This window comes from Nocardia sp. NPDC023852, assembly GCF_040639505.1.
Taxonomy (GTDB): domain Bacteria; phylum Actinomycetota; class Actinomycetes; order Mycobacteriales; family Mycobacteriaceae; genus Nocardia.
Genome location: NZ_JBFAAB010000045.1, coordinates 1 through 14035, shown reverse-complemented (window position 1 = coordinate 14035; position 14035 = coordinate 1). Strand labels below are relative to the sequence as shown.

General features: G+C 65.7%; 13 protein-coding genes, 1 tRNA gene and 2 pseudogenes. 4 read left to right on the top strand and 12 right to left on the bottom strand.

All coding sequences use genetic code 11. The features are described 5' to 3' along the window. Positions 1–148: 148 nt before the first annotated feature. The 3 genes from AB0H00_RS30990 to AB0H00_RS30980 all read right to left on the bottom strand — a co-directional run bounded on the left by AB0H00_RS30990 (position 149) and on the right by AB0H00_RS30980 (position 4018). Positions 149–1687: a DHA2 family efflux MFS transporter permease subunit gene (locus AB0H00_RS30990; RefSeq protein ID WP_357273289.1), complete on the bottom strand. Its 1539-nt coding sequence runs from the start codon at positions 1685–1687 to the stop codon at positions 149–151. A 194-nt stretch (positions 1688–1881) separates the two neighbouring features. Continuing rightward, positions 1882–2538, bottom strand: coding sequence for a hypothetical protein (locus tag AB0H00_RS30985; RefSeq protein WP_357273287.1), 657 nt, complete (start codon positions 2536–2538; stop codon positions 1882–1884). Between the two features lie 652 nt (positions 2539–3190). Further along, positions 3191–4018: an SDR family oxidoreductase gene (locus AB0H00_RS30980; RefSeq protein ID WP_357273285.1), complete on the bottom strand. Its 828-nt coding sequence runs from the start codon at positions 4016–4018 to the stop codon at positions 3191–3193. A 221-nt stretch (positions 4019–4239) separates the two neighbouring features. Here AB0H00_RS30980 and AB0H00_RS30975 point away from each other — a divergent pair, with 221 nt between their 5' ends. Further along, on the top strand, positions 4240–4923 hold the full coding sequence (locus AB0H00_RS30975; protein WP_357273282.1) for a PAS and ANTAR domain-containing protein: 684 nt from the start codon (positions 4240–4242) through the stop codon (positions 4921–4923). A gap of 130 nt (positions 4924–5053) precedes the next feature. On the opposite strand, the gene AB0H00_RS30970 is transcribed toward AB0H00_RS30975, so the two are convergent. Further along, positions 5054–5212 carry a hypothetical protein gene (locus AB0H00_RS30970; RefSeq protein WP_357273280.1) on the bottom strand — a complete coding sequence of 53 codons (159 nt, stop codon included), beginning with the start codon at positions 5210–5212 and terminating at the stop codon, positions 5054–5056. 223 nt (positions 5213–5435) lie between these two features. Here AB0H00_RS30970 and AB0H00_RS30965 point away from each other — a divergent pair, with 223 nt between their 5' ends. Further along, positions 5436–5630 carry a hypothetical protein gene (locus tag AB0H00_RS30965; protein ID WP_327115101.1) on the top strand — a complete coding sequence of 65 codons (195 nt, stop codon included), beginning with the start codon at positions 5436–5438 and terminating at the stop codon, positions 5628–5630. A 106-nt stretch (positions 5631–5736) separates the two neighbouring features. On the opposite strand, the gene AB0H00_RS30960 is transcribed toward AB0H00_RS30965, so the two are convergent. Next, the gene (locus AB0H00_RS30960) at positions 5737–6576 is read right to left on the bottom strand and encodes an RNA polymerase sigma factor SigF (RefSeq protein WP_357273278.1); all 840 of its coding nucleotides are present in this window, start codon (positions 6574–6576) and stop codon (positions 5737–5739) included. A gap of 315 nt (positions 6577–6891) precedes the next feature. Between AB0H00_RS30960 and AB0H00_RS30955 the strand changes: the two genes are divergently transcribed. Continuing rightward, a complete protein-coding gene (locus AB0H00_RS30955) occupies positions 6892–7263 on the top strand; it encodes a hypothetical protein (RefSeq protein ID WP_357273276.1) in 372 nt (123 codons plus the stop codon). Here the strand turns inward: AB0H00_RS30955 and AB0H00_RS30950 are convergent. The 5 genes and pseudogenes from AB0H00_RS30950 to AB0H00_RS30930 all read right to left on the bottom strand — a co-directional run bounded on the left by AB0H00_RS30950 (position 7179) and on the right by AB0H00_RS30930 (position 12195). Continuing rightward, positions 7179–8384: an aminotransferase class I/II-fold pyridoxal phosphate-dependent enzyme gene (locus AB0H00_RS30950; protein ID WP_357273328.1), complete on the bottom strand. Its 1206-nt coding sequence runs from the start codon at positions 8382–8384 to the stop codon at positions 7179–7181. The genes AB0H00_RS30955 and AB0H00_RS30950 overlap by 85 nt on opposite strands. A gap of 289 nt (positions 8385–8673) precedes the next feature. Then, positions 8674–10350, bottom strand: a pseudogene (locus AB0H00_RS30945) (type I polyketide synthase); the annotation flags it as partial. A 90-nt stretch (positions 10351–10440) separates the two neighbouring features. Beyond that, positions 10441–10575 carry an acyl carrier protein gene (locus tag AB0H00_RS30940; RefSeq protein ID WP_357273273.1) on the bottom strand — a complete coding sequence of 45 codons (135 nt, stop codon included), beginning with the start codon at positions 10573–10575 and terminating at the stop codon, positions 10441–10443. Further along, positions 10563–10709: a hypothetical protein gene (locus tag AB0H00_RS30935; protein WP_357273272.1), complete on the bottom strand. Its 147-nt coding sequence runs from the start codon at positions 10707–10709 to the stop codon at positions 10563–10565. The genes AB0H00_RS30940 and AB0H00_RS30935 overlap by 13 nt, the downstream gene beginning before the upstream one ends. A 28-nt stretch (positions 10710–10737) precedes the next feature. Then, positions 10738–12195 (bottom strand): annotated as a pseudogene (locus AB0H00_RS30930) (AMP-binding protein). Positions 12196–12953: 758 nt separating this feature from the next. Between AB0H00_RS30930 and AB0H00_RS30925 the strand changes: the two are divergent. Further along, a tRNA-Pro gene (locus AB0H00_RS30925) sits at positions 12954–13027 on the top strand. Positions 13028–13070: 43 nt separating this feature from the next. On the opposite strand, the gene AB0H00_RS30920 is transcribed toward AB0H00_RS30925, so the two are convergent. Then, positions 13071–13385 (bottom strand): tyrosine-type recombinase/integrase, encoded by a 315-nt coding sequence (locus tag AB0H00_RS30920; RefSeq protein WP_357273270.1) that lies wholly within the window; start codon positions 13383–13385, stop codon positions 13071–13073. Between the two features lie 25 nt (positions 13386–13410). Beyond that, on the bottom strand, positions 13411–14035 hold a 625-nt coding region (locus tag AB0H00_RS30915; RefSeq protein WP_357273268.1), incomplete at its 5' end, for a DDE-type integrase/transposase/recombinase.

The following is a 14035-nucleotide window of genomic DNA, read 5'->3' as shown; positions in this document are numbered from 1 at the left end:
GCCATCGACGGCACCTTCCGAGCTGAGACGGCCTCGCGCCCGAAAATCGTCGTTGCGGCCAATTGCCGCGTCCGTATGGCCGGGAAGCCCGGCGGACGGCGACGTCCCGAGATTACCGCATAGGTGGCGATCCCGGGACACCACCGAACTACACGTGTACCGCACTCGCCGCGTCGGCGGTCTCCTGGTTCTTCGGCTTGGTCCGCGGCAGAAAGGATGCGGGGACCAAGGTGAGCACGATCAGAACCAATGCCACCACGTAGGTGTGACTGAACGCCTGCGCGGCCTGCTGCAGACCCGCCTCGACCGCACCCGGCGGCAGCTGGCTCGCCAGTGAGGGGTCGAAGTTGGCCGCGACCGCCGGGCGGGCGAGCGGCTCGTTGTTCAGCAGGTTGGTCAGCACGACCGACATCGTCGCGGTCCCGATCGACCCCGCGGTCTGGTTGACGATATTCATCAGTGTCGAACCACGGGCGACCTGCTGATGGGTCAGGGTCTGGATCGCGGCGGTCATGATCGGCATCATGGTGCAGCCCATACCTAGCCCCATGACGAACAGGGCGGTGAGCAGGAAGACGTAGGAGCTGTCCGCGTCGAGCTGCACGAAGTAGGCCGTGCCGATCGCGATCAGCGCTATACCGAAGATCACGATCTTGCCGGGACCGATCTTGTCGACCAGTCGGCCGGCGATCGGCATGGTCAGCATCGCACCCAAGCCCTGCGGCGCGATCAGCAGACCGGCCTGCAGCGCCGATTCACCCCGCACCTGCTGCAGATAGGTCGGCAGCAGCAGCCCCGCGCCGAAGAACGCGACCGCGAACAGCACCATGGTGAGCACCGCGAAGGTCAGTGCGTGGTTGCGGAACAGGTGCAGATCGATCAGCGGATGCTCGGTGCGCAGCGCGTGGAACACGAACGCGATCATGAGCAGCACGCCGATGATCGCGGGAATCAGTACCTTCATCGCCAGGACCGTCCCCTCGCCGGGGATGGAGGAGACACCGAACAGGAACAGTGCGAGACCGGGCGAGGCCAGCAGCATTCCGAGGAAGTCGAACGACTCCGACGGCTCTGGTTTGTCGGCGGGGAGCACGATGACCGCGAGCAGCAGCGCGACCGCGCCGATCGGCACGTTGATCAGGAAGATCCAGTGCCAGCTGAAGTTCTCGATCAACCAGCCGCCCAGGATGGGGCCGCCGATCGGGCCGAGCAGCATCGGAACACCCAGCACCGCCATCACCCGGCCGACCCGTTGCGGGCCTGCCGCGTGCGTCATGATGGTCATGCCGAGCGGCATGAGCATGCCGCCGCCGATGCCCTGTATCACGCGAAACGCGATGAGCGACTCGATGTTCCACGCCGTGCTGCACAGCACCGAGCCGAGCACGAAGAAGGTCAACGCCATGATGTACAGGCGTTTGGTGCCGAAACGGTCGGCGGCCCAGCCGGTCAGCGGGATCACGCTGGCCAACGCGAGCGTGTAGCCCGTCATCGTCCACGCCGCGATGGCGTAGCTCGTGTCGAACTCGCGCTGGAAGGTGGGGATCGCAACGCTGACGACGGTGATGTCGAGGATGGACATGATCGCGCCGAGCACGACTACGCCTGCCACCTTGAAGACGGCCGCGTCCAATGTGTCGGCCGACGGGTCAGGCCGAGCCGCCCGAGTATCCGGAGGTTGTGTCACCGCTTCAGCGTTGCACCTCCGTGGTCTTCGCAGCAGCTGTTTACGGTTCTTCATGCCGAGAATTCGTCAAAGGCCCCGCGGGCCCGCTGCCGCCTCGGGGACGAACCCGTCTCGCCTGTCGGCGCGGCACCGGAAATCATCCCACGCCGTGCGGGCCCTGGTTCGCGCTGCGGAACTCGGCGGAGCGCTGACCGTCAGTGCAGCCGATATCGACTGGTGGGCACGAGATCCAGGTTCCGGTCGCCGCCGAAGGTGGCCACGCTCGTCATCAGCAGGCTGATCCGGCGCACCAGCTCCGCGTCGTCACCGCCGCTGCCGTAGAACGCATGCGGATCGGTGAGCGCCTCGATCGGAAACAGCTCCTCCACGATGCCCGCGATAACGGGGGCGTCGTTCGTGGCCGGCCCGGTGACGAGGTTTTGCACGTAGCCGAACGTCGCCTGGGTTTCGATGGCGATCGGAGTGTGGTGGGTGCGCCAACGGTCCAGCCACTCGGCGTGCGACAGGTCCTCCGGTTTCCGCAGGAAGGCGATGTTCGCCAGACCCGGCGAACGCACCAGCGGAGCGACGACCGGCGGAACGATCGGCGTCACCTCCTCGACGTGCCAGCCCACCACCCGCTCGGCGAGGGTGCCGAGCACGTCGGCCGACGCGGCCGGCTGCGGATCCGCGGCCCACCAGACTCCGACGACGGCCTGGACCGGCGAATCGAACGTCGTGATACGCAGCATCGCGTTTTCGACCGCCGCGTCTGAGACGTTCACCTGTACCGCCTCGGCACCTGGGAGCCGCCGCGCCAGGTCGGCCGTCAGGAGGTCACGGACGCCCCACAGCGCGAAGATCGACTTCATCGGCCCACTTTCTAGAACACGTTTCACTCACCGTGCGCAGCCCAGCCTACCGATCACGGATCGGGGTCTGCATCGCTGGCAGCGTGCGCCACTCAGCGTCACCTGGTGAATCAGCCAACTCCGTGCGGCGCCGGAGGTTGTGATCGGGCCGAGCCGACCGAGGGTGCCGATCTCGGCTGCTGTCAGTGGCCAGTTCTGCATCGGGCCGGCAATCGATGTTCGGGTCCGAGGCGGACCGGTGGGCCATGACGTCGGCCCACCACGAGCTGAGTGGGCTCGGATCGGGCCAGACCACGGGCTCTCGTTCCTGATCGGCGGTACGCACACTCGGGTTCTCGATCATGATGCCGTTCCTCTGCGGTGGAGCAGATATCGCGGAGGACCCTCGTGTTCGTGGGTGCCGGTCGGACGCGACGCGTCGCCGCCGATTTCGGCGGCTCGTCGAGCAGCGCAGGTCCCTCGCGGTTCCGGGCGGTACGACCGCGCTGTCGGCCCGATACGTACGGCGAGTACCACCGGAAATACACAACAAACGTATCGGTCGGTAAAAGACTCCCATGCTGTAACCGCAGCCGCGATCATCCATGCGGGACGAATCGCTATCGTCGGCAGGTCCCGCGAGCGAACCCTCGAGCGTGGGCCGTGAATGCCACTACGGCTGCCGCCATTCCTCGTCGGTGAGCAGGGTGCTCGCCTGCGGCCCCATCAAGAGCATCCCTCCATCCACCACATACGACGCGCCGGTCACGTAACCCGCCGCCGGCGTGGTCAGGAAAGCGACGACCGCGGCAACCTCCTTGGCATGGCCTGGGCGGCCCAAGGGAAGACCGGGACGCCGTTGCGCTCGCGGATCGACGTCCTCTTGGCCGGTCATCGGAGTCGAGATCTCACCAGGGGCGACAGAATTTACTGTGATGTCGTGCTCGGCAAGTTCCAGGGCGAGCACTTTGGTCAGTGCGCCGAGCCCGGCTTTGGCCGCGCAATACGGCGCGGAGCCAACACGTGGAGCATGCTCGTGGACGCTGGTGATATTGATGATGCGGCCGCCTTTTCCCGCGGCGATCATGTGTTTCGCGGCGCGTTGGCAGCACACGAATGCCCCGTCGAGGTCGACCGATAGTACGTGGCGCCAGGTGTCGAAATCCATGTCCATAGCTTTCTGCGCCGAGCCGGTGCCCGCGCAATTCACCAGCACGTCGATGCCACCGAGTTCTTCGGCCAGTTCGTCGATCACAGACGCCGCGGTTGGCAGGTCGCCGAGGTCAAGACGACGCACTGCTGCCGTGACGCCTTGGTCGCGTACCTGTTCGGCGGTCCGGTCGGCTCCCTGACGGTCGGAGTGAAAGGTGATGCCGACATCGGCGCCGCCGCCTGCCAAGGCGACGGCCGTGGCCGCGCCGATGCCCGAGTCGGATCCGGTCACCACAGCACGCAGTGGCGCGCCGACGCGATCCTGCGGAAGCGGAGCGATTGTTGCCATGGCGGGCGAATACCCGGTCATGCGATGTTCACGCTCCGCTGGCGCGAGGCCGAAGGGGTGGGCTCAGGCGCACCGACCCTGATCATCGTGGCGGCGCCGCGGGCGAGTCGCCCGCGCCGCCACGTTCGAGACGAACTCGAGGACAGCCGACCGCGCGCGAAAGAGCACGAAAAGTCGCATTGCGACAAACCGTACGGTCCGACGGGTGAATACTCGGGATCATGACGCACGGCGGCGATCTCTCGACAGACGAAGTAGTGGAACTCGAGCGTGCGATCGGTGTAGGTAGTCCGCAAGACATCGGCAGCTTCCGATTCTGCTTCGCGACCAAGCGCTGGGAGTGGTCCGCGGAGGTCGCGCGCCTGCACGGTTATGAGCCCGATGCGGTCGAGCCGACCACCGAGCTCCTGCTTTCGCACAAGCATCCCGAGGATCGCGATCGGTTGGAGGCGATGATCACCTCGGTCGAAGACGGCGGTCCCTTCTCCAGCCGGCACCGCATCATCGACGCCGGCGGTCGTGTGCACGAAGTTATGGTGGTCTCCGATCGGATGATCGACGACAACGGTGACGTCATCGGCACCTGGGGCTACTACATCGATCTGACCGACACCCTCGCCGAGTGTCGCCGGGAAGCTCTCGATGACACCTTGCCGCAATTGGTCGAAGCCCGGGAAGTAATCGAGCAAGCCAAGGGAGCACTCATGCTGGCCTATGGCATCAACGCCGATCAAGCATTCCGCGTACTCAAATGGCGCTCCCAAGACACCAACACCAAACTGCGAACTCTCGCCGCGCGGGTAATCGCCGAGTTACCCGCAGTCGCCCGCGACGAAATCGGACTTCGGACACGACTCGACCACCTGCTGTTGACCGCACATCAAAGAAATGAGCCAGTCGCCTGAGCGGGCGGCACGCCGGTCACAAACCAGGTCGACAGTCCGATCGAGCAGATCGCCACCGGGGCCCCGCGCTCCGGCCGTCGACGGATCGCGGCGACGAGTGATCCTTCGTGTGCGCGGCGCTGCCCAAGAGTTATCGCTCGTCGAGGTCGTCGAGCTGTTCGCCGCCGCGAGCCGCTTGCAACGCGGTGGCCAACTCAGCGCGAAGGCGATCGGCGGTCGGTTTGTCTCCTGCGTCCTCGGCGGTGGTGATGTCCTGGCGGAGTTGGGCGATCATATCCGGTGAAACCATGGGATCCTCCTGTGCGCGTTTTACGATGCTTCCCTTCCGCGACCGAAGGGCACGCGGGGCACGAAAGCGATAATCCGATTCGCGGGTGCGGAATGACCCGTTTCATCGCGCCGAAACACAGCCAGCCGTACACCGGGGCGTCGTCCTTCCAACCCGGTTTGACGCCAACTGGACCGGGTAGTCGCGCCGGGGAACACCCCTACCAGTGGAGAGGTTCCACACCATGATGATTACGCGCGGTGCGAAGCTCATCCGTCTCGATAACAACGACGTGGCAATTCAAGTCGCGGCGATCCGGCGCGGTCCGGTCCCCTACGCAGAGATCGAGCCGCGCGGAGGGGGACGTCGCCGCGCGATCTTGCTGCAGGAACTCGAACGGGACTATCGGCTCGAACCCGGACTGGCAAGGGATATGTAGGTGCGCCGCGGTCCCTGCTCCTGAGGGACCTGTTCAGCGGTGTGGGCCCGGGTACTGCGTGAGTGTGGGGCCGAGCGGGAACTCCCGCTCGGCCCAGCCGAGCCGGTCAGGCAACTGCGGTAGGCCTTCGCGCGGGTTCCGCCGCGACTTGCTGACGCAGCATGGCCAGAGTCCGCGACAAGATGCGGGAAATCTGCATCTGCGACACACCCAGCAACGCCGCGATCTGAGACTGGGTCTTGGACTCGAAGAACCGCCAGATCAGCACCCGGCGTTCACGGTCGGGCAGCGCTTCGATCAACGGCCGCACCGCCATGGCATCTTCCATCAGCCGATAGCACGGCTCGTCGGCGCCGAGGCGGTCGAGGATCGATGGCGGCGTGTCGTCCTCCTCGTCGCCGAACACCGCATCGAATGAGTTCGCCTGGTAAGCGTTTCGCGCGATGAACGCGCGGGTGACTTCGTCAAGACCGAGGTCGAGTTCGGCAGCGATCTCACGAGCGGTGGGCACATGTCCGAGCCGATGCGTCAGCAGTTCTGTGGCCGGGCCGATCAGTGCTTGTATCTCTTTCGCTCGCCTCGGCACCTGGACCGCCCACGTGTGGTCTCGAAAATGGCGACGGACCTCGCCCATGATCGTCGGAATCGCGAATCCCAGGAATGGCGCACCCAGGGAGACGTCGAAGCGGTCCACGGCGTGTACCAACCCCAGCCGCGCACTCTGGAGCAGGTCATCCACCGGCTCGCCGCGGCCACTGAATCGATGCGCGATATGGTCGGCCAGCGGCAGACACATCCCGATGATTTCGTCGCGCACCAGTCGCCGATGCGAATCATCGGCTTCGAGGGCAGACAACTTCTCGAACCAGGGCTCGATGTCGTCGTAGCTCTCCCTGGGGCAGGGCCGATGTGGGGACTGTCGCTTCCAGTCTGCCGACTCGCTCATCAAGGACCTCCTCGCTGCCAACCAGCTTTGCCGATGCACCCGCGGTACCCGACCGGTAGTGGCCGAAACCCGAAGACTCGGGTGCCAGCAAGAACGGTGTCGGTGCATTTCCGCGCCTCGGCGCCATCGTTCCCGCTGAGAGCGGAATCCGCCGTTGGCTACTTCCGGTGATCGGTTTCGAGCCACTGCCTGCGGGTAGGCGGCATTCGCCGCCCGGGTGTTCGGCACTAGCGGTCGCCGCTGCCTGCCTCGCAGACAAGCAATTCGCGCTGGTGCCGTGCAACTGGAAATCGTCTATACGAGAGGGACGCAGCAATGAGCGAACCGCATGAGACTTACGACCCACCTCAGGACACCGGGCTACCCGACTCCGTCGAGACCGACCCGGCGGCGCTCAGCAGCGCCGAGGACCTCGATGAGGACCGACTGCACGAAGATCCACTCGAGCGAGGAATGGATCCGCCCGAACACTGGTCCGGTGCAACGAAGTACGGCATGACGCCCTGGGAGGAAGGACATCCGCGGCCACTCGACGAGCGTCTGGCCGAGGAAGAGCCCGACACTCCGATCGAGCCTTCGCAGGCGAAGCCGCCTTCCGACCATTACGAGGAACGACTCGGGATCGCCGCCGACATCGCCGGCGGCTCGGTGCCCCAGGATGTACGCACGCCCGAGCCACCGGAGTGAGGCACCGCGCACGGACCGACAGCCGCGAGCACGATGGGCCGCCATGGGCGGGCAGTGCGATGGCTGCCCGCTCTGCATGGTGCGCTACTACACCCCCTGTCGAGCAGCGCGAGTTCCTCGGCGAGGACCTTGACAGCATCGCGAATCTGGTCCTCGGTATGGCAGGCGGTGACGAAGAACCGAAGGCGCGCAAGGTCTTCTGGAACCGCCGGGTACAGGATCGGGTTGACGTTGATGCCGCGGCACAGCAATGCGTTGGACAGTTTCAGGGTCTTCAGCGAGTCGCCCACGATGCACGGGATGATCGGGGTGTCGTTGCTGTCGCCAGTGTCGATTCCGGCATCCCGGGCAAGCCGCAGAAACAGCCGCGAGTTGTGCCGCAGACGTTCGAGTGGCTCCCGGTCCGCCCGTAGTTGTCGAATCGTCGCCGCGGAGGCCGCCGCATTCATCGGTGTCATGCCGACGCTGTAGACGAAACCGGGCGTCGTGTACTTCAAGAAGCGGATCAGCTCCGCACTGCCCGCCACGTAGCCACCACAACCGGCGAGCGCTTTCGACATGGTGCCGGACCACAATTCGACGTCGCGCCGGTCGACGCCGAAGAATTCGCCGATCCCGCCGCCGCTCCTGCCGAGCACCCCGATGCTGTGCGCCTCGTCGATCCTCATCAGAGCCTTGTGCTTCTTCTTGACCGCGATGATCGCGGGCAAATGAGGGATATCACCATCCTGGCTGTACACGCCCTCGATGAGGATGAGGACCCGGCGGTACTGGTGGCGGATTTCGCTCAGCAGCCGGTCGAGTGCGGCATGGTCGTCGTGCGGGAACGGCCAACGCGTCGCGCCCGAAAGCTTGCAGCCCTGCAAGATGCTGTCGTGCGCCAGGCTGTCGTGGATGACAAGGTCTTCCGGTCCGACGATATGCCCGATGATCGTGACATTCGTGGAGTGTCCACCGACGAGTGCGATCGCATCGTCGGTGCCGAGTAAAGCGGCAAGTTCGGCCTCCAGCTCGCGGTGCACCGGCTTCTCGCCGGAGAGCACCCGGCTGGCCGAGCACGAGCTGCCGTAGCGGGCGACGGCGTCCTGCACGGCCGCTACGACCGTCGGATGACCGGACATGCCCAGGTAGTTGTAGCTGGCGAAGTTGAGTACCGGTGCCCCGTCGATAACCGAGGTGTCTCTGGTGACTCCGTCGTTGATCAGAAAGTACGGGTTGGACAGGCCGAGCGCCTCGGCACCCGATAGCCGATCGGCGATCGCTTTCACCTCGGCGAAGTCCGAGATCCGGTACTCCGGTGCCACGGCTGCGAGCTGGGGTTCTGGTACGTCTTGGCCGGTGTGGGTCGAACACCCCCGCGACCGCCGCGGCCGCGATTTCCCCGACGCTATGTCCGATCAGCCATACCGGTCGGATGCCCGCCTCGGCGAGCGACTCGGCGAGTGCGTACTCCATCGCGAAGATCGCGGGTTGCGCGAGTTCGGTGCGGACGATGTCGATGCTCCCGTCGAGCAGCAGGTCTCGCACCGAACGGCCGAGGTGGCCCGCCATGGTGTGGTCGATTCTCCCGAGGGCGCGCCGGAACGATGGACTCGCCGCGTCCAACGCTCCTGCCATTCCGGCGAATTGCGAGCCCTGGCCGGTGAACATCCAGACGATAGTGATCGGTTGCGCGACAACGGCTTCGGCGCCGTCGCGCAGGCGCGCGATCGTATCGTCGCGGTCGGCTGAGACGATCGCGAGCCGGTGACGGCCGGACGACTTGACGCTGTTGCTTGTCCAGCAGAGCTGCGCGAACCGATCCTGCGGCACCTCCCCCAACGCCTCGGCCAGCCGAAGGGCGTTGCGCCGTAAATCCTGCGCAGTGTTCGACGACAGCGTGAGCACGCCGACACCGGACGCCGAGGGCGTCTCGATCACGGGGGCGCTGCCCAGCACGATGTGTGCGTTCGTGCCGCCGATGCCGAAGCTACTGACACCGCCGCGCGCCGGCCCCTCGAGCGGCATCGGTTCCGCGAGCAGGTGCAGACCATGCTGTCGCATCCGCAGCCGCGGGTTCTCCTGGTCGGCGAACTTCGACTGCGGAACGACACCGTGGTGCAGGCTGAGGGCGACCTTGATGAGACCGGCAACCCCCGCGGCGCCCTCGGTGTGGCCGAGATTGCCCTTGATGGAACCGATTCCACAGGGGCGCACCCGGTTGTTCACGTGCAGCCGCCCGAGTGCCTTGACCTCGATCATGTCGCCGAGCACCGTTCCGGTGCCATGCGCCTCGACGAAATCGACGTCCTCGGGCTGTACCCCGGCCCGCTCGCACGCCTCGCCGATCACCTGCTGCTGCGCCCACCGGTTCGGTGCGGTGATGCCGTTGCTCCGCCCATCGGAGTTGACCGAGCTGCCCTTGACCACCGCATAGATCGGGAGGCCCGCGGCCTGCGCGTCGGCCAGGCGCCGCAGCACGAGCACCGCGACTCCCTCGCCGCGGACGATTCCGTCGGCGTTGCCGCTGAACGGTTTGCACCGGGCGTCCGGCGCGGAGAGACCCGCCTGGGTATAGAACACACCGACAGCCGGGGTCAGCACGAGGTTTACGCCACCGGCGACGGCTTGGTCGCACTCGCCGGAAGCCAGTGCCGCACACGCGAGGCGAATCGCGACCAGCGAGGATGACCAGGCGGCGTCGACCGCCATGCTCGGGCCCTTCAGGTCGAATTGGTAGGAAAGCCGGTTGGCGGTCATGAAGTATCCGTTGCCCGAGCCATGCTGCGGCGTGATCGCGGCATAGTCGCTCATCTGCAGATTGGCCCATTCGTTGGCCATCACGCCGACGAAAACTCCGGTCCGCGAACCGGACTGGGCGCGCGGGTCGAGCGTGGCGTCCTCGAAGGCACGCCAGGTGGTTTGCAGCAGCAACCGCTGTTGCGGGTCCATCGCCTCCGCCTCGCGGGGGGTGATACCGAAGAACTCGGCGTCGAACGCATCCGCATCGTCGATGAACCCGCCACTGCGGGTGTTGATCATGCCTGGTGCACCGGCCGGATCGTGGAAGTCGTCGACATTCCACCGATTCGCCGGAACCTCCGAAATGACGTCTCGTCCGTCGATCAGCAGCTGCCACAGCAGCTGGATCGGTTACCTGCGGGAATCGGCAGTCCAGGCCGACGATGGCGATATCGGTCATGCGGCGAGGGCGGACTCAGCGGCGAGGTAGCCGGCGATATCGACGATGGTGGGGTAATCGAAGACCAGCGTCGGGTCGATGTCGAGCGACCACCGGTCCTCGATCTCGCCGCACAGGTTCAACGCCGACACACGGAGTCGAGGCCTAGCTCGGCGGGCGGGACCGCCGGATCTACCTGGTGCGGTGCACGTTCGGTGTAGTCGGCGACTCGGTCCACGAGCCATCCCTGGATCGTCGTCGGGCAGATGACGGCTGTGCTGAACATGTTCGGCTCCTCGGATGGTACAGGTCGGTCAGACGGTTATCGATCGGCTCAGTGCCGGTTCGAGATCTTCGTGCAGGACACCTTCGACGCGACCCTGCAGGAACGACTCCCGCATCGAGCTGCGTTGGACCTTGCCGCTGGTGGTGCGGTGCACCGATCGCGTCGCTACTAGAACGACATTCGGCGCGGGCACGTCGAATCCGCGGGCGACCGCGATCTTGATCGCCGAGGTCAGCTGGGCGAGGGTAGCGTTGCCCTGCAGCGCCGTCTTGACACCCTGCAACACGACAAGTCGCTCCCGGCCCCCCGCGTCGACCGAGACGGCGACACCGGCACTGTCGGCGAACGCCGGATGCAGCTCGCGCACCAGTTCCTCGATGTCTTGGGGGTAAAGGTTGCGGCCATTGATGATCAACAGATCCTTGAGGCGGCCAGCAACGAACAACTCGTGGTCACGCAGCAGTCCGAGATCACCGGTGCGCAGGAACGGCCCTTCGGTACCGATGTGGGCATCGAAGATTTCGCGGGTCTCGTCGGCGCGGTTCCAGTAGCCGGCAGCGACACTCTCGCCGCGAATCCAGATCTCGCCGACGGTGTTCTCCGGTAGCTGTTGCCGCGTGTGCGGGTCGACGATGCGGATGCCGAGACCGCGGGCCGCGTATCCGCAGCCGACGAGTCGGGCATCGCGTCCGACGTCGAGGTAGACGGGTGCCGAGGGAATCGATCCGGCGCTGGCGAGCAGCGTCACCTCCGCCAGGCCGTAGGCAGGCAGAAACGCCGTCGGCCGCAAACCCGCAGGTGCGAACCGCTCGAGCACCGCCGCCATGGTCCGTTCGCGGACCGGCTCGGGCGCCGCTCAACGCGGTCTCCAGGGTGCTGAGATCGAGATCGGCCACCTGCTCGTCGGTCACCCGACGCGGTGATCAAGTCGTACGCGAAATTCGGTGCGGTAGTGAAGGTTGCGCCGTAGTTGTCGACGCTCGAGGAACGTCGTCGGCGCCATGAGCACCAGATTCGCTCCGGAGTACAGCGCCCCGAGCAGCATGCCGATCAGGCCCATGTCGTGGAAGTGCGGGATCCAACTGACGCCGATCCCGCCATCGTTCATCCCGATGGCGGCGATGGCGGCCTCGTTGTGCATGAGATTGCCGTGCGTCACGACGACGCCCTTCGGTGTCCCGGTCGATCCCGACGTGTACTGGAGGAACGCGATCGTCCCTGAGTCGATGTCGGGCATCTGCCACGCGTCGGGGTCACCGAGCGGACCGTCGGTTGCGGCTACGACCGCGGGCGTAGCCGCCGCTACGAGCGGCTGGAAGTGTGTGGTCGTGAGCACCAGTCGGGCGCCGGAATCCGCCACCACCGCCGCTACCCGCCGGGCACTGCGGGCATCGTGCGGCACGGGCGCGGGGACGCCCACGACGCCGGCGTACAGGCAGCCGAGAAACGCCCGCAGGAACGCCATTCCGTCGATATAGAGGAGCACGACCGGCTCCGCCGATTCCGGACGGCCCACCAACCAGGCGGCTAAAGCCCTGCGTCACGGTCGAGCTCACGGTAGGTGACGGTCTCTTCGCTGAGCCCACGCCCTGCTTCCCGAAGGTAGGTGTACGACCTGGTTTCCCCGTACGAGGCAACCTGCTGCCTGACGTGGTGGACGTAACTAGGCTGCATTCCTGGTTCCTCCGCGGTAGGGATAGTCATCGGTGTCTGCTATAACTCTCGGGCGTACAGGCCCCTGGAACCAGGAACCAGGAACCAGGAACCTCAGGGATCTTCCAGCAAACCCAAGGGTGGGCAGCGCGCCACCCTTGGTGTCGATCGGCACAGTTCAGTGGGCGGGCATGACCTCCACGACCGAGCGGGCGCAGTCTGCACGCCACCGATGCACCTGCTCAGGTCCGCTTATTCCACGACGACTCCGGTTCCACAGCGAGGTGCCCCGACATTCGCTGCGCGAGCGCCGGGGCACCGGATCGTCCGGCTGTCGGTCTACTATTCGGTCGGCCGAAGCCCGGCGGCTTCCATTACTGCCAGGTACACCGCCGCGAACACGCAGCTTCACAACACCCACAGCTACCACGGCCCAATCCTTACGATCCAACCTCATCCCACGCTTGACATGTCCTGAGCCCCATCTCCTTGACGAAACCATTCGGACACCCACCACGTCCTGACTAGGCGATTAGCTCCCTCACCGGGTCGTGCGGTAATCTCTTCGAGCGCCCGCACGACGGACGCGAACGGGCTGTGGCGCAGTTTGGTAGCGCACTTGACTGGGGGTCAAGTGGTCGCAGGTTCAAATCCTGTCAGCCCGACAGAGAAAAATCCCCTCCGACCTGGGCCGGAGGGGATTTTTCGTTATTGGGCTATCCGGAGAGTTGGGGCCAATTTGGGGCCATCGCCGCTCTGCAGGTGCTGAGACAGCTTTTGACCGTCGTCGCGGAGGGCCTCGATATCGGGGTGGAGGTAGCGCTGCGTGATTCGCGGGTCGGTGTGGCCGGCGATGCGCTGCAGCCGATGCAGCGGGACACCAGCATCGGCGAGCCAGGTGAGCCCTGTGTGCCGTAGGTCGTGACGACGAAGGTGCTCGAAGCCGAGCCGGGTCACTACCGTGTCCCAGTTCGTAGCGTCCCGAAGAACCGCGGTCGCTATTCGCCCACCGCGTGGCCCCACGAACAACCGAGCGTCCCGCAGCGCGTCACTCCGTTCTTCCTCGGTCGCATCCCCCCAATGCCGGATCCGCGGAAACCCGAACAGCCGCCGCGTTGATGCGGCGCAGAACAATCGGCCGGATCTCCTCGATCACCGGAATGGGCCGAGACCGTTTGCCCTTCGTGCGTTTGTCCTTCATCCCACCCGGCCCCGGCGTTGTCTGGCGCCGGAGAGTCCATATCCACTGGTCGGTATCGATATCGCCGACACGACAACCCGACACCTCGCCGATCCGCGTCGCGGTGTCGCTGTGGTGGATCAATTCACCGTCACGGATATCGCGTAACCAGACCGCGTATTCGAGCGCACCGAGCACGAGATCGGTGTCGCAGCGGTCCGAGGTCTTCCATCCGACGATCCGGTTGGAGAACGCATCCCGCACCGCGGCTAGCCAGAAGACGCCTTGACCGGTCGGGATACGTGTGGCGTCGGCCACCCACAGCCTGTTCGGTTCAGCGGCGGTGAAGTCGCGCTCGACCAGATCCGGTGCCGGTGTGGCTCGCGGATTCTGTCGCGTCGACGGAACCCGCCACCTGCGCCGCAGGAATGCGCCTTGCAACCCCGCCGACCGCATCAACCGCTCGACTCGTTTGCGACCGACCCGAATGCCG